The 22,020-nt window shown below is 65.2% G+C and carries 20 protein-coding genes; 9 read left to right on the top strand and 11 right to left on the bottom strand.

The genetic code is table 11. From position 1 onward, the window contains the following. Positions 1-52: 52 nt before the first annotated feature. A complete protein-coding gene (locus QCE83_RS01620; protein WP_309807232.1) occupies positions 53-727 on the bottom strand; it encodes a paraquat-inducible protein A in 675 nt (224 codons plus the stop codon). Between the two features lie 506 nt (positions 728-1,233). Between QCE83_RS01620 and QCE83_RS01625 the strand changes: the two genes are divergently transcribed. The 3 genes from QCE83_RS01625 (at position 1,234) to QCE83_RS01635 (ending at position 3,145) form a co-directional block, all read left to right on the top strand. Then, a complete protein-coding gene (locus tag QCE83_RS01625) occupies positions 1,234-1,803 on the top strand; it encodes a cytochrome b (protein WP_309807233.1) in 570 nt (189 codons plus the stop codon). Positions 1,804-1,946: 143 nt separating this feature from the next. Beyond that, positions 1,947-2,504, top strand: coding sequence for a YceI family protein (locus QCE83_RS01630; protein WP_309807234.1), 558 nt, complete (start codon positions 1,947-1,949; stop codon positions 2,502-2,504). Between the two features lie 107 nt (positions 2,505-2,611). Then, entirely contained in the window at positions 2,612-3,145 is a 534-nt protein-coding gene (locus QCE83_RS01635) for a YceI family protein (protein WP_404984698.1), read from the top strand. A gap of 79 nt (positions 3,146-3,224) precedes the next feature. On the opposite strand, the gene secF is transcribed toward QCE83_RS01635, so the two are convergent. From secF to queA, 5 genes are all read right to left on the bottom strand, one after another. Next, positions 3,225-4,175 (bottom strand): protein translocase subunit SecF, encoded by a 951-nt coding sequence (gene secF, locus QCE83_RS01640; protein ID WP_309807236.1) that lies wholly within the window; start codon positions 4,173-4,175, stop codon positions 3,225-3,227. Between the two features lie 17 nt (positions 4,176-4,192). Next, positions 4,193-6,271: a protein translocase subunit SecD gene (gene secD / locus QCE83_RS01645; protein WP_309807237.1), complete on the bottom strand. Its 2,079-nt coding sequence runs from the start codon at positions 6,269-6,271 to the stop codon at positions 4,193-4,195. A gap of 122 nt (positions 6,272-6,393) precedes the next feature. Next, positions 6,394-6,723, bottom strand: a complete 330-nt coding sequence (gene yajC, locus QCE83_RS01650) for a preprotein translocase subunit YajC (protein ID WP_309807238.1) — start codon at positions 6,721-6,723, stop codon at positions 6,394-6,396. A gap of 231 nt (positions 6,724-6,954) precedes the next feature. Then, positions 6,955-8,118, bottom strand: coding sequence for a tRNA guanosine(34) transglycosylase Tgt (tgt, locus tag QCE83_RS01655; protein ID WP_309807239.1), 1,164 nt, complete (start codon positions 8,116-8,118; stop codon positions 6,955-6,957). A 56-nt stretch (positions 8,119-8,174) separates the two neighbouring features. After that, the gene (queA, locus tag QCE83_RS01660) at positions 8,175-9,221 is read right to left on the bottom strand and encodes a tRNA preQ1(34) S-adenosylmethionine ribosyltransferase-isomerase QueA (protein WP_309807240.1); all 1,047 of its coding nucleotides are present in this window, start codon (positions 9,219-9,221) and stop codon (positions 8,175-8,177) included. A gap of 73 nt (positions 9,222-9,294) precedes the next feature. Here queA and recG point away from each other — a divergent pair, with 73 nt between their 5' ends. The 6 genes from recG to ubiA all read left to right on the top strand — a co-directional run bounded on the left by recG (position 9,295) and on the right by ubiA (position 16,248). Further along, positions 9,295-11,496 (top strand): ATP-dependent DNA helicase RecG, encoded by a 2,202-nt coding sequence (recG, locus tag QCE83_RS01665; RefSeq protein ID WP_309807242.1) that lies wholly within the window; start codon positions 9,295-9,297, stop codon positions 11,494-11,496. A gap of 146 nt (positions 11,497-11,642) precedes the next feature. Then, on the top strand, positions 11,643-12,602 hold the full coding sequence (locus tag QCE83_RS01670; RefSeq protein ID WP_309807243.1) for a LysR substrate-binding domain-containing protein: 960 nt from the start codon (positions 11,643-11,645) through the stop codon (positions 12,600-12,602). Between the two features lie 350 nt (positions 12,603-12,952). After that, positions 12,953-14,425 carry a catalase gene (locus QCE83_RS01675; RefSeq protein ID WP_309807244.1) on the top strand — a complete coding sequence of 491 codons (1,473 nt, stop codon included), beginning with the start codon at positions 12,953-12,955 and terminating at the stop codon, positions 14,423-14,425. A 33-nt stretch (positions 14,426-14,458) separates the two neighbouring features. After that, the gene (locus QCE83_RS01680) at positions 14,459-14,611 is read left to right on the top strand and encodes a hypothetical protein (protein WP_309807245.1); all 153 of its coding nucleotides are present in this window, start codon (positions 14,459-14,461) and stop codon (positions 14,609-14,611) included. A 134-nt stretch (positions 14,612-14,745) separates the two neighbouring features. Continuing rightward, positions 14,746-15,234 carry a Dps family protein gene (locus QCE83_RS01685; RefSeq protein WP_309807246.1) on the top strand — a complete coding sequence of 163 codons (489 nt, stop codon included), beginning with the start codon at positions 14,746-14,748 and terminating at the stop codon, positions 15,232-15,234. 156 nt (positions 15,235-15,390) lie between these two features. Next, complete coding sequence (gene ubiA, locus QCE83_RS01690; RefSeq protein ID WP_309807247.1) at positions 15,391-16,248, top strand: 4-hydroxybenzoate octaprenyltransferase; 858 nt, start codon at positions 15,391-15,393, stop codon at positions 16,246-16,248. Positions 16,249-16,307: 59 nt separating this feature from the next. Here the strand turns inward: ubiA and proC are convergent, their stop codons facing one another. From proC to QCE83_RS01715, 5 genes are all read right to left on the bottom strand, one after another. Beyond that, a complete protein-coding gene (proC, locus tag QCE83_RS01695; protein WP_309807248.1) occupies positions 16,308-17,120 on the bottom strand; it encodes a pyrroline-5-carboxylate reductase in 813 nt (270 codons plus the stop codon). Positions 17,121-17,133: 13 nt separating this feature from the next. Further along, entirely contained in the window at positions 17,134-17,829 is a 696-nt protein-coding gene (locus QCE83_RS01700; RefSeq protein ID WP_309807249.1) for a YggS family pyridoxal phosphate-dependent enzyme, read from the bottom strand. Positions 17,830-17,884: 55 nt separating this feature from the next. Then, complete coding sequence (glcF, locus tag QCE83_RS01705; RefSeq protein WP_309807250.1) at positions 17,885-19,111, bottom strand: glycolate oxidase subunit GlcF; 1,227 nt, start codon at positions 19,109-19,111, stop codon at positions 17,885-17,887. Positions 19,112-19,141: 30 nt separating this feature from the next. Then, entirely contained in the window at positions 19,142-20,230 is a 1,089-nt protein-coding gene (gene glcE, locus QCE83_RS01710) for a glycolate oxidase subunit GlcE (RefSeq protein ID WP_309807251.1), read from the bottom strand. 174 nt (positions 20,231-20,404) lie between these two features. Next, positions 20,405-21,949 (bottom strand): FAD-linked oxidase C-terminal domain-containing protein, encoded by a 1,545-nt coding sequence (locus tag QCE83_RS01715; protein ID WP_309807252.1) that lies wholly within the window; start codon positions 21,947-21,949, stop codon positions 20,405-20,407. Positions 21,950-22,020: the final 71 nt, after the last annotated feature.

Genomic DNA, 22,020 nt, shown 5'->3' on the forward strand with positions numbered 1-22,020 from the left:
TCGGGTTGATCGGGTTGCGCGGGCTGACCGGCTGCCTGCTCGATGGCGTCGCTCATGATTTCTGCCTGTTGGTGGGCACGGGCCTGGCTTGACGCCGGCGCCTGGCCGGGCGCGGTTCGAGGCGGCTCGCGATGGCCCACAGCGCGCGCGGGTCGAAGCTCACCACCACGGCGAACATCAGTGTCAGTGCGCCGAAAGCGAACAGCGCGGCTTCGGGAATCACGCGCGCGATGCTCACCATTTTCACGAGCGTAACGAGGACGCCGAGCATGAACACTTCGATCATCCCCCACGGCCGCACGAACTGAATGCCGCGCAGCACCGTGTTGAAGCCCGGCGGAATATACCCCGAGCGCAGCGGCAGCAGCACGTAGAGCAGCGCGAGCAGTTCGCACAGCGGGAACAGGACGGTGGAGCAGAAGACCAGCACCGCCATGATCTCCATCTGCTCGCTCCATAGCGCAACGATCGCGCCGATCAGCGTGGTTTCCGACGTCAGCCCGTTGGCCTCCAGCTCGACGATGGGAAAGCCCTGCGCGATCAGGAACGTGACCAGCGCCGCGAGCGTCATCGCGCAGACCTTGTCGAGGTTCGACGAAATGCTGCGATAAAGCAACGAGCCACAGCGCGGACATTTCGCCGACGCATGCTGGGGCAGGTCACATTTTCGGGAGAGCGCGTCGCATTCGTGACACGCGATCAGGTCGTCCGGTTGATTGGCATTCATGGTCGAAGCCCGAGCCGTGTCGAGCGGAATTGGCGGGCGTTGCGGGGACCGCGGGGACCGGCTCCGGTGGAGCATAGCAAGCAGCGGGCCAGCGCAAAAGCAATCAGCATGGTATCAAATGGCGCCTCGATGGCGGATGAAGCAGGACGCTTCTTCACATCCGGGAATGAATCGGCCGGTTCATCCGTTAAGTCTCCGAGGCGACATCGAGCCCGGAATGCACGGCGGTTGATGCCGCGAGGTTGCGCAGACATCGACCGTTGCATGCATGGAATAGTTCGTTGCACGGGTGGAGCGGAGCCTCGCCCAGGCACCCTTCGACCGGGCGCAAACCCGCGTGGAATATGACTTTCGGCTATCCTGCACGGACTTTTGGCAGGCGCTGGCGGTTGAGCGGCGTTGAGGTAGCATGGCGGCCTTGAGTCCCCTCATTGCATGTCCTTGCATGAAGGCGGGCCGTTACCGCGTCATGCCGTTACACACAGCACTCTCTGGATGAAAGCACTATGGAAAGTACCGCACACGTCGCGGCAGCCGCGCCGCAACCGCGTTACAGCGCCACGGCGATCGGCCTGCACTGGATCATTGCGTTGCTGATCGTGGGCGGTTTCTACCTCGGCTGGATCATGACGGACATCCCCGGATTCACGCCGACCAAGCTCAAGTATTTCTCGTGGCACAAGTGGATCGGCGTGACGGTGTTCGCGCTCGCCGTGCTGCGCCTGCTGTGGCGCGTGACGCATCCGGCGCCGCCGCTGCCCGGCGGCATGCCGCGCTGGCAGAAGGGCGCGGCGCATCTCGGACACCTCGCGCTGTATGTGCTGATGCTCGTGATCCCGGCCTCCGGCTATCTGTACAGCTCGGCGGCGGGCCTGCAGGTCGTGTATCTCGGCGTGCTGCCGCTGCCGACCATCATCGGTCCGGACAAGGCGCTGAAGGTCACGCTGCGCCTCGTGCACATCGCGCTGAACTACACGCTGCTGTTCTTCGTCGTCATGCACGTGCTGGCTGCGCTGAAGCATCATTTCGTCGATCGCGACGGCCTGCTTGGCCGCATGCTGCCGTTCCTGCGCTGAGCGCGCATTGTTTCCTCGCCGTTGGCAGGGCGTTTCCCGGCGGCTGATTGTTATCGCGGTCTTTTGATTTCCAATACCGGTTTTGTTCCGGAACCGTCGTTCGCAAGGATGGTTCAGGTTCGTACCGTCTGAACAGGGCACACATGAAAGTGAAACTGAATCGCTGGATGATGGCAACGGGCGCCGCGTTCGCGCTGGTCGCGGCGGCGCATGCGCAGGTCGACCTGGGCAAGAGCTCGGTGGTGGCGACGTCGAAGCAGATGAACGTGCCCACCGACGGCAAGTTCAACAAGTTCAGCGCGCAGATCGCCTTCGATCCGGCGAAGCCCACGGCGGGCACCGCGAACATCACGATCGACACCGGCAGCTACGACCTCGGCGACGACGACTACAACAAGCAGGTGCGCGGCGCCGAATGGTTCGACGCCGGCAAGTATCCGACCGCGACCTTCGTGTCGAGCGCGATCGCGCCGGCCGGCGGCAACAAGTACAACGTGACCGGCAAGATCACGATCAAGGGCAAGTCGCAGACGGTCACCGTCCCGGTCACGGTCACGCAGCAGGGCGCGACCGAAACCTTCGACGGCGCGCTGCCGATCAAGCGCACCCAGTTCGATATCGGCACGGGTGAGTGGAAGGATACGTCGATCGTGGCGGACGACGTCGTCATCAAGTTTCATATCGTCGCCGCGAAGAAGTAAGCGGCGCGTCAACCTTTTTGCACACGCTTTGTGTATCTAGTCAGGAGAAGAACTTGAAAAAGCTTTCGATCATCGCTGCGGGCGCGCTCGCACTCGGCACGCTCGGCATGTCCTTCGGCGCGCTGGCCGCCGACACCTACAAGCTCGACCCGAACCACACCTATCCGAGCTTCGAGGCCGACCACTTCGGCGGCGTGTCGACGTGGCGCGGCAAGTTCAACAAGAGCAGCGGCGAAGTGACGCTCGACCGTGCGGCGAAGACCGGCACGGTGAACGTGACGATCGACATCGCGTCGGTCGACACCGGCAACGACAAGCTCAACGAGCATCTGCAGAAGGCGGAGTTCTTCGACGCGTCGAAGTATCCGACGGCGGAGTACAAGGGCACGTCGATGAAGTTCGACGGCGATGCGCCGAGCGAAGTGATGGGCACGCTGACGATGCACGGCGTCACCAAGCCGCTGAACCTGAAGGTCGAGCACTTCAAGTGCTTCGTGAACCCGATGATGAAGAAGGAAGTGTGCGGCGTGGAAGCGACGGCGACGTTCGATCGCGGCGACTTCGGCATGGACTACGGCAAGTCGTATGGCTTCAGCCTGAAGACGGTCCTGCATATCCAGGCGGAAGGCGTGAAGCAGTAAGCGTTTCAGCGCTCCAAGGCAAAGCGGCCGGTCTGTGAAGACCGGCCGCTTTTCATTGCGCCTTCGGAAGGGGCGAGGCTCAGACCTGAGCGCCCGCGTTCGGGTCGTTCGGATCGTACTTGTCCTTCTTGTCCTTCACGAGATCCTCGCGCTTCACGCCGAACCACATGGCGAGCGCCGCGGCCACGAACACCGACGAATAGATACCGAACAGGATACCCACGGTCAGTGCCAGCGCGAAGTAATGCAGCGTCGGGCCGCCGAAGAAGAACATCGACAGCACCATCATTTCCGTACAGCCGTGGGTAATGATGGTTCGCGACATGGTGCTGGTGATCGCGTGATCGATCACTTCCATGACGGTCATCTTGCGCTGCTTGCGGAAGGTTTCGCGGATCCGGTCGAAGATGACGACGGATTCGTTCACCGAATAGCCGAGCACCGCGAGAATCGCCGCCAGCACCGAGAGCGAGAACTCCCACTGGAAGAACGCGAAGAAGCCGAGGATGATCACCACGTCGTGCAGGTTGGCGATGACGCCCGCCACCGCGTACTTCCACTCGAAGCGGAACGACAGGTAGATCACGATGCCGACCACCACGCACGCCAGCGCGAGCAGGCCGTTGGTGACGAGTTCCTTGCCCACCTGCGGACCGACGAACTCGACGCGCTGCAAGCTCACCTGCGGGTTGTCGGCCTTGAGCGCGCTCATCACCTGGTCGCTCTGCTGCGCCGAGGTAAGGCCCTGCTTGATCGGCAGGCGGATCAGCACGTCGCGCGAGGTGCCGAAGTTCTGCACCTGGGCGTCGGCATAGCCGAGCTTGGTCATGGTCGCGCGCACCGGTTCGGGCGACACGGCCTGCGGATACTGTACCTCGACGACCGTCCCGCCGGTGAACTCCACCGACAGATGCAGCCCGCGATGCACGAGGAAAAATACGGCCGCGAGGAAGGTCACGAGCGAAATCACGTTGAAGATCAACGCGCGCTCCATGAACGGAATATCGCGACGGATGCGGAAGAATTCCATGATCTAGCTCTCCGGGTTCAGCGGGACTGGCCCGGTTTCTGTTGATCGACGCCCGGCCCCGAACGGCGGCGCACCGTCGGCTTGCCGCTGCGTGCCTGAGCCTGGGCCTGAGGTTGAGCCTGAGCCGGCGCACGCGGCGCGGCGGTCTTGGTCTTGCCCTTGGCCGTCTTGACTATTTCGTCGACCGGCGAGTCGTCGCCGCGCTGGGCCGCCAGATAGGCCGCCGCAGCGGCTTCGGCGTTGCCGCCGTCCGGACGCCACACTTGGCCGATCGCCAGCGACTTCAGCTTCTTCTTGCCGCCGTACCACAGGTTCACGAGGCCGCGCGAGAAGAACACGGCCGAGAACATCGACGTCAGGATGCCGATACAGTGCACGACCGCGAAGCCGCGCACCGGACCCGAGCCGAACGCGAGCAGCGCCAGGCCGGCAATCAGCGTGGTGACGTTCGAGTCGAGAATCGTCGCCCAGGCGTGCTTGAAGCCTTCCTGGATCGCGGTCTGCGGCGGCGCGCCGTTGCGCAGTTCCTCGCGGATCCGTTCGTTGATGAGCACGTTCGCGTCGATTGCCATACCGAGCGCCAGCGCGATAGCGGCGATGCCCGGCAAGGTCAGCGTGGCTTGCAGCAGCGACAGGATGGCGACCAGCAGCAGCAGGTTGACCGACAGCGACAGCATCGAGAACAGGCCGAACAGCAGGTAGTACGCGATCATGAAGACGGCGATCGCGGCGAAACCGTACTGCACCGAGTCGAAGCCCTTCTTGATGTTGTCCGCGCCGAGGCTCGGGCCGACGGTGCGTTCCTCGATGATGTCCATCGGCGCCGCGAGCGAGCCCGCGCGCAGCAGCAGCGCGAGATCGGCGGCGGCTTGCGGCGTGGGCTGGCCGGTAATCTGGAAGCGGTCGCCCAGTTCCGACTGGATGGTCGCGACCGTCAGCACTTCGCCCTTGCCCTTCTCGAACAGCACCATGGCCATCGGCTTGCCGATGTTGTCGCGCGATACCGCCGACACCGCGCGGCCGCCGGCCGAATCCAGACGAATATTGACGGACGGGCGCTGATGTTCGTCGAAGCCCGCGGAGGCGTCGATGATGCGGTCGCCGGTGAAGATCACCTGCTTGCGCAGCAGCACGTTGCGGTCGCCCTGCTTGAAGGCTTCGTCGCCGGGCGGGACCGGATCGTTCAGGCCGATGTAGGTATTGACCGGGTCGGCCAGGCGCGCTTCGAGCGTCGCCGTACGGCCGATGATGTCCTTCGCCTTCGCCGTGTCCTGCACGCCCGGCAGCTCGACCACGATACGGTCCGAGCCCTGCTGCTGGATCACCGGCTCGGCGACGCCCAGTTCGTTGACGCGGTTATGCAGCGTCGTGATGTTCTGCTTGAGCGCACCGTCCTCGACGGTTCGCTGTGTCGCCGCCGAGAACGTGCCGACCACCTGATAGCCGTCGCCGCCCTGGCGCGTGCTCCATTGGAGTTCGTTGACGCCGGTCTGGAGCAGGGTGCGCGCGTTGTCGGCGGCGCTCTGGTCCGAGAAATTCACGACGACCGATTGCCCGACGCGGTTCACGCCGCCGTCGCGGACGTTGCGGTCGCGCAGGTAGGTGCGGGCGTCGGCGGCGTCGGAATCGAGCTTCTTGTTGAGCGCGCCGGCCATGTCCACTTGCAGCAGGAAGTGGACGCCGCCGCGCAGGTCGAGACCGAGATACATCGGCAACGCGTGCAGGGCCGTCAGCCAGCGCGGCGAGGCGCTCTGCAGGTTCAGCGCGACGATGTACTGAGGATCGCTCGGGTCGCTGTTGAGCGCGTGGCTCAGCAGGTCCTTCACGCGCAATTGCGTGTCGGTGTCCTTCAGGCGCACGCGAATGTTCGCGTTCAGCTGGGAGTTGTCGAACGTGACTTCATCGGCGGTGACGTGGTTCGCGGCGAGCGCGCTCTCGACGTTCGCGAGCGTGGCGGAGTCGAGCTTGACCGTGGCCTTGCCGCTCGATACCTGCACGGCCGGCGCTTCGCCGAAGAAGTTGGGGAGCGTGTACACGAGGCCGATGACGAGCGCCATCAGCATCACGACATACTTCCAGAGGGGATAACGATTCATGGGGATGGCCGACCGTCAAGTTGGCTTCGGGGAGAGGGCGTCCGGCGGTGTGCGCGGAAGGGCGTCGGGGGAATCCGACGCCCGGCGGCGAGGCCGCGCCGGACGCGGCGGAACAGGTGGCCTTACAGCGACTTGATCGTGCCCTTCGGGAGGATGGTGGTCACGGATGCCTTCTGGATGGTGATTTCCGTGCCTTCGGCGATTTCCACGCCCACGTATGCGTCCGTCACCTTCGTGATCTTGCCGACGATGCCGCCGTTCGTCACCACTTCATCGCCCTTGGCCATGGCGGCGAGCATGTTGCGATGCTCCTTCTGACGCTTCATCTGCGGGCGGATCATGATGAAGTACAGCACCGCGAACATCAGGATGAGCGGCAGGAAGCTCATCAGGCTCGATTCCGCGCTGCTCGCGGTGGTGCCTTGTGCAAAGGCATTGGAAATGAACGACACGTTGGTCTCTCCGTTATGACGCAAAAAAAGCGTTCGATGAATACGTTCGATAATCTCGAATGAAATTAGCCGGCTATTCTACCACCCGCATTTGTCGCGAGACTTCAGGAATGCGCTTTGTCTTCAAGCTGTTATCCGGCGATGAAGAGGCGATTTCCTTGGCCTTCGCGGCATAAACCGCAAGCAATAGCAAGCAGATTGTAATGCTTGGGCGTGCGTTTCCGGTCCGGGTCAATCCACGCCGCGCGCGCGATTCTCCGCGAAAGTCTTGCGGAACGCCTCGAACGTATGGTTTTCGATCGATTCGCGCACTTCGCCCATCAATTCAAGGTAGTAGTGCAGGTTGTGGATCGTATTGAGTTGCGCGCCCAGAATCTCGCCCACGCGATGTAGGTGATGCAGGTAGCCGCGCGTGAAATTGCGGCAGGTGTAGCAGCCGCAGCTTTCGTCGAGCGGTTTCATCGAATTCTTGTGGCTCGCGTTCTTGATCTTGAGATCGCCGAAGCGCGTGAACAGCCATCCGTTGCGCGCGTTGCGGGTGGGCATCACGCAATCGAACATGTCGACGCCGGCCGCCACGCCCGCCACCAGGTCTTCCGGCGTGCCGACGCCCATCAGGTAGTGCGGCTTCTCGGCCGGCAGCTTCGGGCCGATATGGTTCAGCACGCGCATCATGTCTTCCTTCGGCTCGCCCACCGACAGCCCGCCGATCGCGAGCCCATGGAAGCCGATCTCGGACAGTCCCGCGAGCGACTCGTCGCGCAGGTCCTCGAACATGCCGCCCTGCACGATGCCGAACAGCGCATTCGGATTGCCGAGCCGGTTGAATTCGTCGATCGAGCGTTTGGCCCAGCGCATCGACATGCGCATGGAATCGGCGGCGTCCTGGTGCGAGGTCGGCACGCCCTGGGTGGCGTAGGGCGTGCATTCGTCGAACTGCATGACGATGTCCGAGTTCAGCACCTTCTGGATCTGCATCGACACTTCGGGCGACAGGAACAGCTTGTCGCCGTTGATCGGCGACGCGAAGGTGACGCCGTCCTCGGTGATCTTGCGCAGGTCGCCGAGCGAAAACACCTGGAAGCCGCCCGAGTCCGTCAGGATCGGGCGATTCCAGCCCATGAAGCGGTGCAGGCCGCCGTGCGCGCCGATCACTTCCAGCCCCGGCCGCAGCCAGAGGTGAAAGGTGTTGCCGAGGATGATCTGCGCGCGGATCTCTTCGAGCTCGCGCGGCTGAATGGCCTTGACGGTGCCGTAGGTGCCGACCGGCATGAAGATCGGCGTTTCGACCACGCCGTGATTCAGCGTGAGACGGCCGCGGCGCGCCTGGCCGTCGGTGGTGAGCAATTCGAACTTGAGCCCGTTCTCGGGCGGGGTGGCGTGACCTTCGGTCATCGATGAGACTCCGCTGCAACCGGAAAACAGTCCGGCGCAAAGTGTGGTTGAGGAATTCAGTCTTGCCGCGTCAGCAGCATCGCGTCGCCGTAGCTGAAGAAGCGGTAGCGCTGCTCGATCGCGTGACGGTACGCGTCGCGGATCGTGTCCATCCCGGCAAACGCCGAGACGAGCATCATCAGCGTCGACTTCGGCAGGTGGAAGTTCGTCACGAGCCGGTCGACCACGCGGAAGGCGTAGCCCGGCGTGATGAAGATATCCGTTTCTGCCTGGGTGGCCGCGAGCGGGCGGCCGGCCTCGGCGGCGTCGCGGGCGGCGGCTTCGAGCGCGCGCATGGAGGTCGTGCCGACCGCGATCACGCGGTTGCCGCGCGCCTTGACGGCCGCGATCCGGTCCACGAGCGTCTGCGGCAGGTCGTACCACTCGCTGTGCATCGTGTGCTCGGCGATATTTTCCACGCGCACCGGCTGGAACGTGCCCGCGCCGACGTGCAGCGTGAGCGTCGCGCGCTCGACGCCGCGTGCGTCCAGCCCGGCAAACAGCGCTTCGTCGAAGTGCAGACCCGCGGTCGGCGCGGCCACGGCGCCCGGATTGGCCGCGTAGACGGTCTGGTAGCGGGTTTCGTCGTAGGCGTCGGCGTCGTGCTCGATGTACGGCGGCAGCGGCAGACGGCCGTATTGCTCGATGAGCGTCAGGCAATCGGCGGGGAAATGCAGCGTGTAGAACGGCTCGACACGCTCGCCCACGGTGACGTCGAACGCGTCCGCCAGGCGGATCGTGCTGCCTTCCGGCGGGCTCTTGCTGGCCCGGATCTGCGCCAGCGCCGTCGTTGCGCCCGTCAGCCGTTCGACCAGCACCTCGACGCGGCCGCCGCTGGCCTTCTGGCCGAAGAAGCGCGCCTTGAGCACTTTGGTATCGTTGAAGACGAGCAGGTCGCCGGCGTCGAGCAGGGCCGGCAGTTCGGCGAAACGGCGGTCGGTGAAACGGGCGGGCGCGGCGTGGTTGTCCACCTCGAGCAGACGGCTCGCACTGCGCTCGGTGAGCGCGCTCTGCGCGATCAGCTCGGGCGGCAGATTAAAATCGAAATCGGAAAGCGTGAACATGGGCGTGAAGAAAGGCACGAACGCGGCAAAAGCGCGCCGAACAAACCTCATATTGTACTTGCGAAGAGATTAGATGCCCTTGTCCGACCGCCGCGTCACCTCGACCGATCCGCTGTCCGTGGAGGACGGCGAAGCGCCGCGCGCCGTCGCGCCCGCGCGCAAGCGGGCCAAGGCGGAGCCGAAGGCCAAGGCCGACGAGAAGCCGAAGACCATCGTCAAGACCGCGGACAAGCTCGCCAAGCTCGGCCTGAAGTCCGACATTGACCTCGTGCTGCACCTGCCGATGCGCTACGAGGACGAAACCTCGCTCACGCCCGTCGGCGAACTCATTCCTGGCGACAACGCGCAGACCGAAGGCGTCGTGTTCGACAACGAGATCGCCTACCGTCCGCGCCGCCAGTTGCTCGTGAAGATCCACGATGACGCCGGCGACGAACTCACGCTGCGCTTCCTCAACTTCTACGGCTCGCAGGTCAAGCAGATGGCCATCGGCGTGCGCCTGCGGGTGCGCGGCGACGTGCGCGGCGGCTTCTTCGGCATGGAGATGGTGCATCCCACGGTGCGCCCGGTGGATGAAGACACGCCGCTGCCGCAGGCGCTGACGCCAGTGTATCCGTCGACGGCGGGCATCTCGCAGGGTTACTTGCGCAAGGCCATCGATTCCGCGCTCGGGCGCGTGTCGCTGCCGGAACTGCTGCCGGAGCCGATCGCGCGCGCGCATCTCGCGCCGCTCAACGTGCCCGGGCTGCTCGATGCCGTGAAGACGCTGCATCACCCGCGCGCGGATTCCGACGAGACCGCGCTGATCGACGGCACGCATCCCGCCTGGACCCGCATCAAGTTCGAGGAACTGCTCGCGCAGCAGCTTTCGCTCAAGCGCGCGCACGAGGAACGCCGCCGCCGCTCCGCGCCCGCCATGCCGCGCCGCGCGCCTGCCGACGAAGCGTCGCTCGTCACGCGCCTGTTGCAGGCGCTGCCGTTCGCGTTGACCGGCGCGCAGCAGCGCGTGGTCGCGGAAATCGCCACGGAGCTGACCCTGCCGCATCCGATGCAGCGTCTCCTGCAGGGCGATGTCGGCAGCGGCAAGACGATCGTCGCGGCGCTCGCGGCGGCGCAGGCCATCGACGCCGGGTATCAGGCCGCGCTCATGGCGCCCACCGAAATCCTCGCGGAGCAGCACGCGCGCAAGCTGCGCGGCTGGCTGGAGCCGCTCGGCGTGTCGGTCGCGTGGCTCGCCGGCAGTCTCAAGGCGAAGGACAAGCGCGCCGCGCTCGAAGCAGCGGCGCTCGGCACGGCGCAACTGGTGATCGGCACGCACGCGATCATCCAGGACGCGGTGGAATTCGCGCGGCTCGGACTCGTGATCGTCGACGAACAGCATCGCTTCGGCGTGGCGCAGCGGCTCGCATTGCGCGCCAAGGCGCAGAACGCAGCCGACGGCGCGCGCGACTTCCAGCCGCACCAGCTGATGATGTCCGCCACGCCGATCCCGCGCACGCTCGCGATGACCTATTACGCGGACCTCGACGTCTCGACCATCGACGAACTGCCGCCCGGCCGCACGCCGATCCTGACCAAGATCGTGTCCGATGGCCGCCGCGACGAGATCATCGGCCGGGTGCGCGAGGCAGCGCTGACCGGACGGCAGGTGTACTGGGTCTGTCCGCTGATCGAGGAAAGCGAGACCTTGCAGTTGCAGACGGCCGTCGAAACCTTCGAGACGCTGGTGGCCGCGCTGCCGGAACTGCGCGTGGGACTCGTGCATGGCAGGCTCGCGCCCGCCGAGAAAGCAGCGGTCATGGACGCGTTCGCGCGCAACGAAGTGCAGTTGCTGGTCGCGACGACGGTGATCGAAGTGGGCGTCGACGTGCCGAACGCCTCGCTGATGGTGATCGAACACGCCGAGCGCTTCGGGCTGGCGCAGTTGCATCAGCTGCGCGGGCGCGTCGGGCGGGGCAGCACCGCGTCCGTGTGCGTGCTGATGTACGCCAATCCGCTGTCGCAGACCGCCCGCGCGCGCCTCGCGACGATGCGCGAAACCACCGACGGCTTCGAGATCGCACGGCGCGATCTCGAGATTCGCGGGCCGGGCGAGTTCCTCGGCGCGCGGCAGTCGGGCGAGGCGATGCTGCGCTTCGCGAGCCTGGAGAACGACGGCTGGCTGATCGAGCCCGCCCGCCAGGCCGCCGACGCGATGCTCGCCACGTTCCCCGATGCCGTCACGCGCCATCTCGCCCGCTGGCTCGGCGTGCGCGAACAGTATCTGAAGGCGTGATTTATAAGACATGAACGTGAACTCGCCGGCGTCATGTCGGTCCCTATTTGGCCGCATCGGAGCGGCGAACCGGCAAAGGTTGTCGAATCGGCGCCGGCAGGTGTATAACTCAAACCTATTGAATCAATGTCTTCCATTGGCCCCCAATGACGCTCACTGAACTGAAGTACATCGTCGCGGTCGCGCGCGAACGGCATTTTGGCCGCGCGGCGGAGGCGTGCTTCGTCAGCCAGCCGACGCTGTCGGTGGCAATCAAGAAGCTCGAAGACGAACTGAATGTGCAGATCTTCGAGCGCGGCACGAGCGAAGTCAGCGTGACGCCCATCGGCGAGCAGATCGTGACGCAGGCGCAGCGCGTGCTCGAACAGACGCTCGCCATCAAGGAAATCGCCAAGCAGGGCAAGGATCCGCTGGTCGGGCCGCTGCGGCTCGGCGTGATCTACACCATCGGGCCGTATCTGCTGCCGACGCTGGTCAAGCAGATGATCAAGGCGGTCCCGCAAATGCCGCTGATGCTCCAGGAAAACTACACGCTCAAGCTGATCGAGCTCCTGAAGCAGGGCGAAATCGATGTCGCGATCATGGCGCTGCCGTTCCCCGAAACCGGGCTCATGGTGCGCGCGCTGTACGACGAGCCGTTCGTCGTCGCGATGCCGTCCGGTCACGCGTGGGAGAACCGCGCGAAGATTGATGCCGACGATCTCAAGCAGGAAACCATGCTGCTGCTCGGCAGCGGACATTGTTTCCGCGATCACGTGCTCGGCGTGTGTCCGGAGCTGATGCGCTTTTCGCAGAACGCCGACGGCATCCAGAAGACCTTCGAGGGTTCGTCGCTGGAAACCATCCGCCATATGGTGGCGAGCGGCGTGGGCATCACGGTGCTGCCGCGCATGTCGGTGAGCGAGGTCAAGCCGCACGCGCCGGGCATCGACTCGGGGCTGCTGAGCTACGTGCCCTTCGACGAACCCGTGCCCGACCGCCGCGTCGTGCTGGCCTGGCGCAAGAGTTTCACGCGGCTGCCGGCCATCGACGCCATTTCCGACGCCATCGCGCAATGCGACCTGCCGGGCGTGAGAAAGCTGGACATGCCGGTGGCGGTCAACTAGGCCGCACACGCCTGCTGCATCTGACGCGCCGCGTTCCGAAAGGGACGCGGCGCGTTGTCATTTGGGCGGCCGCACTGCGCCTCACTGCACCTATCAGATAGATAAAATTAATCAAATTATAAAAATCGATAGCATTAGTTAAGCTCCTTCCATCGGTCCCCAACAACGGTGGACGCCCGAACCGGAGAAAGTCGATGACCCGCCCATTCACCTTCACCGCGCGCTTCGAGACCTGGCGTCGCGTTGCGGTCAGCGTACTCGCCGACTTCGCCCGCGCCGCAGCCTGAGTCAAAGCCTGAGTCAGAGCCCGGCCGACCGATCCCATTCGAACCACAACAAGGAACACCACGATGACGACCCAACGACTCACGACCGCCGCAGGCGCGCCCGTCGGCGACAACCAGAATGCGCAGACCGCCGGCCCGCGCGGTCCGGTGACACTGCAGGACTTCTGGCTCGTCGAGAAGCTCGCGCACTTCGACCGCGAAGTGATTCCCGAGCGCCGCGTGCATGCGAAGGGTTCGGGCGCGTTCGGCACGTTCCGCGTGACGCACGACATTTCGCGCTATACGAAGGCCAAAGTGTTCTCGGAAGTCGGCAAGGAAACGCCGGTCTTCATGCGCTTCTCGACCGTTGCCGGCGAACGCGGCGCGGCGGACGCCGAGCGCGACGTGCGCGGCTTCTCGATCAAGTTCTACACCGAGGAAGGCAACTGGGACGTGGTCGGCAACAACACGCCGGTGTTCTTCATCCGCGATCCGCTCAAGTTCCCCGACTTCATCCATACGCAGAAGCGCGACCCGTACACCAACATGCGCAGCAACGTGGCCGCGTGGGACTTCTGGTCGCGTCATCCGGAGTCGCTGCATCAGGTGACGATCCTCATGAGCGACCGCGGCATTCCGAAGAACTATCGGCAGATGCATGGCTTCGGTTCGCACACGTTCTCGTTCATCAACGCAGACGGCGAGCGCTTCTACGTCAAGTTCCACTTCAAGTCGCAGCAGCCGATCGAGAACTACACCGACGCGCAAGCCGCGGCCGTGATCGCGCAGGATCGCGAGAGCGCGCAGCGCGATCTGGTGCAGAGCATCGATGAAGGCCAATTCCCGCGCTGGAATTTCCGCATCCAGGTGATGACGGAAGAGCAGGCGGCCGAATCGCGGATGAATCCGTTCGACATTACCAAGGTCTGGCCGCACAAGGACTATCCGCTGATCGATGTCGGCACGCTCGAGTTGAACCGCAACGCGCAGAACTACTTCGCGGACGTTGAGCAGGCGGCCTTCACGCCGGCCAATGTGGTGCCGGGCATCGGCTTTTCGCCTGACCGGCTGTTGCAGGGGCGCTTGTTCTCGTACGGCGATGCGCAGCGTTATCGCCTCGGCATCAATCATCACCAGGTGCCGGTGAATGCGCCGCGCGCGCCGGTTGGCCAGTCGTTTCACCGCGATGGCGCGATGCGCACCGACGGCAACCTCGGCGGCCGCGTGAACTACGAGCCGAACCGCTACGGCGAATTCGCGCAGGATGCGGCAGCGAACGAGCCGCCGCTCGCGGGCGGCACGGTGTACCGCTACGACCATCGGGAGGACGACGATTACTACAGCCAGCCGGCGGCGCTGTTCGCCCTCTTCGATGACGCGCAGCGCGAACGCTTCTTCGGCAACATCGCGCGGCACATTCATGGCGTGCCGAACGATATCGTCGCGCGGCAGATCGAGCATTTCCGCCGTATCAATCCGGCGTACGCGGAAGGTGTCGTCGCCGCGCTGGCGCAACTTGGCCAGACCCTCGATGTGACGGACGAAGCCGCTGTCTGACAGCGGTAGTTAGCAATACCGGGAGAACTCATCATGTCTCAAGCGTTGAACCATATCGCCCAGGCGGTCGATCACATCGAAGCCGTCAGCGTGAACGCCTCGCGCGGCGTGCGTGTCGCGCTGGCGTTCGGGATGGTCGCGGCGGCGTATGGCGTCGTCGTGGCAAGTGGGATTGCCGCAGCATGAGAAGGCGGGAAGCGCATCACGCGTCATGAAGCGCTCCCCATTTCTACGCTAAACTGTCGAGCGCTCGCGACGCCGGGTATTCAGGCCGATGCCCGGTGTCCGCACCGTTCGAACCACGCTCTCACGGAGTCATCATGGCGAAGAAAGGCACTGCACCTGCCGTCAACATCGGCATCAGCGACAAGGACCGCAAGAAGATTGCCGACGGCCTGTCCCGTCTGCTGGCCGATACGTACACGCTGTACCTGAAGACCCATAACTTCCACTGGAACGTCACGGGTCCGATGTTCAACACGCTGCACCTGATGTTCGAGACGCAATACAACGAACTCGCGCTGGCCGTCGATTCGATCGCGGAACGCATCCGTGCGCTGGGCGTGCATGCGCCGGGCAGCTACAAGGACTTCGCGAAGCTGTCGTCGATTCCGGAAGCGGACGGCGTGCCGGCTGCGGAAGAGATGATCCGCCAGCTGGTGGAAGGCCAGGAAGCGGTGGTGCGCACGGCGCGCGAAATCTTCCCGGCGACGGAAGCCGCCAACGACGAGCCGACCGCCGACCTGCTCACGCAACGCATGCAGACGCACGAAAAGACCGCGTGGATGCTGCGCGCGATGCTCGCCTGAGCGTCGAAGCACGCTGCGACGTCACGCTTCAACATCACGCTTCGACATCACGCAAACCCCGCTCTCATGCGGGGTTTGTGCTTTTGGATGGGTTCGAACGCGCTGCTCTAAAATAGCCGCATCGCGTTTGCCGTCTCTCCTGTCCCGACTTCCGCCATGTTCGCCCGACTTCCGCTCTTCATGCGCCTCGTGCGCCTCGACAAGCCCATCGGCAGCCTGCTGCTGCTGTGGCCGACGCTCAACGCGCTGTGGATTGCGTCGGACGGCCGGCCGCAGCCGATGCTCCTCGTCATCTTCATCGTCGGCACGATCCTGATGCGCTCGGCGGGCTGCGCGATCAACGACTATGCCGACCGCGACTTCGACCGCCACGTGAAGCGCACTGCCGAGCGTCCCATCACCTCGGGCAAGGTCAAGGCGTGGGAAGCGGTGGCGCTGGCGGCGGCGCTCGCGCTCGTCGCTTTCCTGCTGATCCTGCCGCTCAACACGCTCACCAAGGAACTGTCGGTGTTCGCGCTGTTCGTCGCGGGCAGCTATCCGTTCACCAAGCGGTTCTTCGCGATTCCGCAGGCGTATCTCGGCATCGCGTTCGGCTTCGGCATTCCGATGGCCTTCGCCGCCGTGCAGAACCATGTGCCGATGCTCGCGTGGATCATGCTCGCCGCCAACGTGTTCTGGTCGGTGGCCTACGACACCGAATACGCGATGGTCGATCGCGACGACGACATCAAGATCGGCATCCGCACCTCCGCGCTCACCTTCGGCCGCTTCGACGTGACCGCTGTCATGCTGTGCTATGCCGCCACGCTGGCGATCTATGTGGGCATCGGCGTGGCGCTCGGCTTCGGCTGGCTCTACTGGCTCGGCTGGCTGGCGGCGGCGGCCTGCGCCGTCTATCACTATGGCCTGATCCGAAACCGCGAGCGCATGGCGTGCTTCGCGGCGTTCAAGCATAACAACTGGCTCGGCGGGATGTTGTTCGCGGGCATCGCGCTGCATTACGCGATGACGTAAAAGAAAAAACGGCAGCCTCGGCTGCCGTTGTCATATCGGGCGGATTGAACGGTAACGCCTCAGGCCGCGCCCAGTTCGTCGCCCATTTCCTTCGCACGCGCCTCGGCCGCCAGCGCGCCGCGCACGATCGCTTCATTCACGCCTTGCGCGTCGAACGACGCGAGCGCCGCCGCCGTCGTGCCGCCCTTCGAGGTCACGCGTTCGCGCAACACGCTCGCGGGTTCCCCCGATTGCGCCGCCAATTGCGCCGCGCCCGTGAAGGTGGCGACGGCGAGCGCGCGGCCTTGTTCATCGTCGAGGCCGAGACGGCGCGCCGCTTCCTGCATCGCCTCGATGAAATAGAACACGTAGGCCGGGCCGCTGCCCGAGATCGCGGTGACGGCGTCGAGCTGCGCTTCGTCGTCGAACCAGACGGCCGTGCCGACCGCTTCGAGCACCTGCGACGCCAGCGCCTTCGCGGCCTCGCTCACGCCCGGCAGCGCGGCGAGACCCGTGACGCCCATGCCGATCAGCGCGGGCGTGTTCGGCATCGTGCGCACGATCTGCGTGTAGCCGTTGAGCCAGCGCGACAGGTCCGTCGCCCGGATGCCCGCGGCGATGCTGATGACGGTCTGCTTCGACAGATGCGGCGCGAGCGCTTCGCCCACGCTCTTGAGGACTTGCGGTTTCACGGCGAGCACGATGGCGTCGAAGCCGGCGAGCTGCCCGTCGATGGCGGCGCCGGTCGCCACGCCGAACTGCTTCGCGGTGCGCGCGCGGGCTTCGTCGTTGATGTCGATGGCGAAGATGTCGGCGGGCGCCGTGCCGCGCTTGATGAGTCCGCCGATGAGCGCCGCGGCCATGTTGCCGCCGCCGATGAATGCGATTTTCATGATGAGAAGAGAGTCAGTGAGAGGTGGTGCGCCTGCCGAAGATCGCGGTGCCGATGCGCACCAGGGTCGCGCCTTCGAGCACGGCGGCTTCGAGATCGGCGGACATGCCCATCGAGAGCGTGTCGAGCGTGAGGCCGTCGGCGCGCAAGGCGGCCATCAGCTCGCGCAAACGCGCGAGCGGCCGGCGTTGTGCGTCGAGTGTTTCCGCGGCTTCGGGAATCGCCATCAGGCCGCGCAGCCGCAGGCCGGGCAGCGCCGCGACCGCATGCGCGAGCGCGGCGGCCTCGTGCGGCTCGACGCCGCTTTTCGAGGCCTCGCCGCTGACGTTCACCTGGATGCAGACATTGAGCGCGGCCGAGCCTTCGGGACGTTGCGCGGAGAGCCGTTCGGCGATCTTCAGCCGGTCGATGGAATGCACCCAGTCGAACTGCTCGGCGACCACGCGGGTCTTGTTCGATTGCAGCGGCCCGATGAAATGCCATTCGATGTCGCGGCGTAAATCCGCGAGTTCGGCGATCTTGCCGGTGCCTTCCTGCACGTAGTTCTCGCCGAAGGCGCGCTGGCCGGCTTCGAAGGCGGCGCGCACGTCGGCGGCGGGAAAGGTCTTGGTGACGGCGAGCAGCGCGACCGACGAGGCATCGCGCGATGCGTCATGCGCGGCCTGGGCGATGCGCTGCCGGACTTCTTCGAGATGGTGGGCGATGGACATGCTTTGAAACGGCCTTTGTCAGGCTCGATGTTTGATCCGTCATTATACGAACGCCTTATCCGTAGATCAGGTGCTCCACCAGCTGGATCCAGTGCGTAACGGGCGTGGACGTGCCGCTCTGCAGATGCGCAATGCAGCCGACATTCGCCGACACGATCAGCTGCGGCTCGAGTTTCTCGAGCCGGTCGAGCTTCTGGTTGCGCAGCGTATAGGAGAGCTTCGGCTGCAGCACCGAGTAGGTTCCCGCCGATCCGCAGCACAGATGAGCGTCGGCGGGCAGGCGCACGTCGAGGCCGAGCGAGGTCAGCAATTGCTCGACATGCCCGCGGATCTGCTGGCCGTGCTGCAGCGTGCAGGGCGGATGAAACGCCACCGTATGCACGCTGCGCCGCCGCGCCAGCGCGACGAGCTCTTCCTCGTAGATCGGCAGGATCTCGGCCAGGTCGCGCGTCATGTCGACGATACGCCGCGCCTTCTCCGCGTATTTCGGATCATGGCGCAGCAGGTGCGCATATTCCTTCACCGTCGCGCCGCAGCCGGAGGCATTCATGATGATCGCCTCGACGCCGTCTTCCACGTACGGCCACCACGCATCGATGTTGTTGCGCACGTCGTCGAGCGCGTCGTCGTTGTAGCCCAGATGCAGGCGAATCGCGCCGCAGCAGCCCGCGTCCGGCGCGGTCACGATCTCGATGCCGAGCGCATCGAACACGCGCGCCGTGGCCGTGTTCACGTTCGGCATCATCGCGGGCTGCACGCAGCCGGACAGCATCAGCATCTTGCGTTCGTGCTTGCGCGTGGGCGCGGCGAGCGGCCGTTCGGGCACCGGAATCTTCGCGCGCAGCGAGCGCGGCAGCAGGCTGCGGAACTGCTGGCCCAGCTTCATGGCCGGCGTGAACAGCGTGCTGTTGGGCAGGAAACTCGCGAGCAGGCGCCGTTGCAGGCGGCTCCGCAGCGGCCGTTCGACCTTCTGCTCCACCACCTTGCGGCCGATCTCGACCAGCCGTCCGTACTGCACGCCCGAAGGGCAGGTGCTTTCGCAGTTGCGGCACGTGAGGCAGCGGTCCAGATGCAGCTGCGTGCTGCGCGTGACCGGCGCGCCTTCGAACATCTGCTTCATCAGGTAGATGCGTCCGCGCGGTCCGTCGAGTTCGTCGCCGAGCAGTTGATAGGTCGGGCAGGTCGCCGTGCAGAAGCCGCAATGCACGCACTTGCGCAGGATGGCGTCGGCTTCGTCGCCGTCAGCGGTGCCGCGGATGAATTCGGCGAGATTCGTTTGCATCGTTCAGTTCCGGTTCGGCCAGCGATGCGTCTAGAAATCGGGATACAGCCGCGCGCGATTGAAGATGCGCGCCGGATCGAAGGCCGCCTTCAGCCCGCGATGAATCTTCATCAGCGGCGCGGGCAGCGGCGTGAACACACCGGCATTGCGGTCATAAGCGGAGCCCGCGCGGAAGATCGTGGCGTGGCCGCCGGCCTGCTTGGCGCTGATGCGTACGGTCTGCGGATCGGTGTCGGTGATCCACCAGCGCTGCGCGCCGCCCCATTCCATCAGCTGTGCGCCCGGCAGATGCAGCGGCTCCGCGATCGACGGCAACGCGAGCCGCCACAGCGCCGAGCGCGGCTCGATCACCGCGAAGAACGGATCCGTCTGCTCGCGCATGCCGATCCAGAAGCGGTCTGCTTCGACCGCGTCGACCACTTCGCCGCCGAGCGCGGTGCGTGCGGTCTTCACGGCCGCTTCCGCGCCGGCGAGACGCAGCGCGAGCGTGCCGTCGCGCCATGCGCTGCCGCAGATCGGCAGCGCATGGCCGCCCCATTCGTTGAGCTTGCGCACGCCGTCGGTGGCGTGCATGTCGAACTTGAGCGTGGCTTCGGCAACGGGACGCGGCAGCACCTTGATCGAGAGTTCGAGGATCAGGCCGAGCGTGCCGAGCGAACCGGCGAGAAGCCGCGCGACGTCGTAGCCCGCGACGTTCTTGACCACCTGGCCGCCGAAGCGCAGCGCCTGGCCGTGGCCGTTCATCACGACGGCGCCCAGCACGAAGTCGCGCGGTGCGCCGGTCCAGGCGCGGCGCGGGCCGGCGAGTCCCGCGGCGATGCAGCCGCCGAGCGTTGCATTGCGGCCGAAGTGAGGTGGTTCGAACGGCAGCATCTGGCCGTGTTCGCGCAGCGCCGTTTCGATCTCGACGAGCGGCGTCCCGGCGCGCGCGGTGATGACGAGTTCAGCCGGATCGTAGGCGATGATGCCGCGGTACGCGCGTGAGTCGAGGATCTCTCCCTGGAGCGTCTGGCCGTACCAGTCCTTCGTGCCGCCGCCGCGGATGCGCAGCGGCGTGCCGTTGCCGGTGGCCCGGGCGATCCGTTCCGACCAGCCGGCGACGATGTCGTCCTGTTCCATGAGTGTTCCGTCTGAGCGTCGATGTCGTGATTCGACTTGTCTGATTCAGCGTGCTGACTTCTGACGGCTGTCCGATCGATTGTACCGGCCGCTTAACGCCGCCGCACTCGGAGAAACATGGATAGCGGAACGCGCGCCGCACACGCGGCGCGCGGGAAAGGGCATGCCGGCGCTTCAGAAGCGCTCGAGTTCGGGATGCGGCAGCAGGCCGCCTCGGACGTGCATCTTGCCGTACTCGGCGCAGCGCGTACGCGTCGGGATGCCCTTGTCGGGATTGAGCAGGCCGGGCGGGTCGAAGGCGCGCTTCACGGCGAAGAAAGCGTCGCGCTCTTCCGGCGAGAACTGCACGCACATCGAATTGATCTTCTCGATGCCCACGCCGTGTTCGCCCGTCACCGTGCCGCCCAGCTCGACGCAGCATTCGAGAATGTCGGAGCCGAAGGCCTCGGCGCGATGCCATTCGTCGAGGTCGTTGCCGTTGAAGAGAATCAGCGGATGCATGTTGCCGTCGCCGGCATGGAACACGTTGATGCAGCGCAGCGCGTACTTCTTCTCCATCTCCTCGATGCGTCTCAGCAAGGGGCCGATGGAGCGGCGCGGCACCGTGCCGTCCATGCAGTAGTAGTCGGGCGAGATGCGGCCCGCGGCCGGGAACGCGTTCTTGCGGCCCGACCAGAACTTGAGCCGTTCGGCTTCGGAGCGCGAGATCTGGATGCGCGAGGCGCCGTGTTCGCGCAGCACGGCCGTCATGCGGACGATTTCCTCGGCGACTTCGTCGTGCGTGCCGTCGGACTCGCACAGCAGGATGGCGGCGGCGTCGAGGTCGTAGCCCGCGTTGACGAACTGCTCGACGGCGCGCGTCGCGGGTTTGTCCATCATTTCGAGGCCGGCCGGGATGATGCCGGCGGCGATGATCGCCGCGACCGCATCGCCGCCTTTCACGACATCGTCGAAGCTGGCCATGATCACCTGCGCGGTCTGCGGCTTCGGAATCAGCTTGACCGTGATCTCGGTGACGATCGCGAACATGCCTTCGCTGCCGATCAGCACCGCGAGCAGATCGAGGCCCGGCGCGTCTGGCCCGAGCGAGCCGAACTCGACGACATCGCCGTCCATGGTCACGGCGCGCACACGCAGCACGTTATGCACGGTCAGGCCGTACTTCAGGCAATGCACGCCGCCGGAATTCTCGGACACGTTGCCGCCGATGGTGCAGGCGATCTGCGACGACGGATCTGGCGCGTAGTAGAGCCCGTAAGGCGCGGCGGCTTCGGAGATGGCGAGGTTGCGCACGCCCGGCTGGACCGTGGCGGTGCGCGCATACGGATCCACTTCGACGATCTTGCGAAAGCGCGCCAGCGACAACACGATGCCGTGGCGAATGGGCATGGCGCCGCCGGAGAGGCCGGTGCCCGCGCCGCGCGGCACGATGGGAATGGCGAGGCGGTTGCAGATCTGCACCACGCGCTGCACCTGCGCTTCGGTTTCCGGCAGCGCGACGGCGAGCGGCAGGCGCCGGTAGGCGGCGAGACCGTCGCATTCGTACGCGGCGGTGTCTTCGTCGCGAAACAGCAGGCAATGCGTGGGAAGCACGGCCATCAGCGCCTGCACCACTTCACGCTGACGCACGGCGAGTTGGTCTTCGGTCAGTTCAGGCGCGTCTTCGTGTGACAGTTCCGGCACTACGTGCCCGGGCTTGAGCTCGTCGGGGGCGTTCATGTCTCCTCCTTGTGATGCCTGGTGATGCCTTGCGATGCCTGCGCTGTGAGTGCGCTTTCGTGCGCGCCGTT

The organism is Caballeronia sp. LZ034LL, from assembly GCF_031451215.1.
Classification (GTDB): domain Bacteria; phylum Pseudomonadota; class Gammaproteobacteria; order Burkholderiales; family Burkholderiaceae; genus Caballeronia.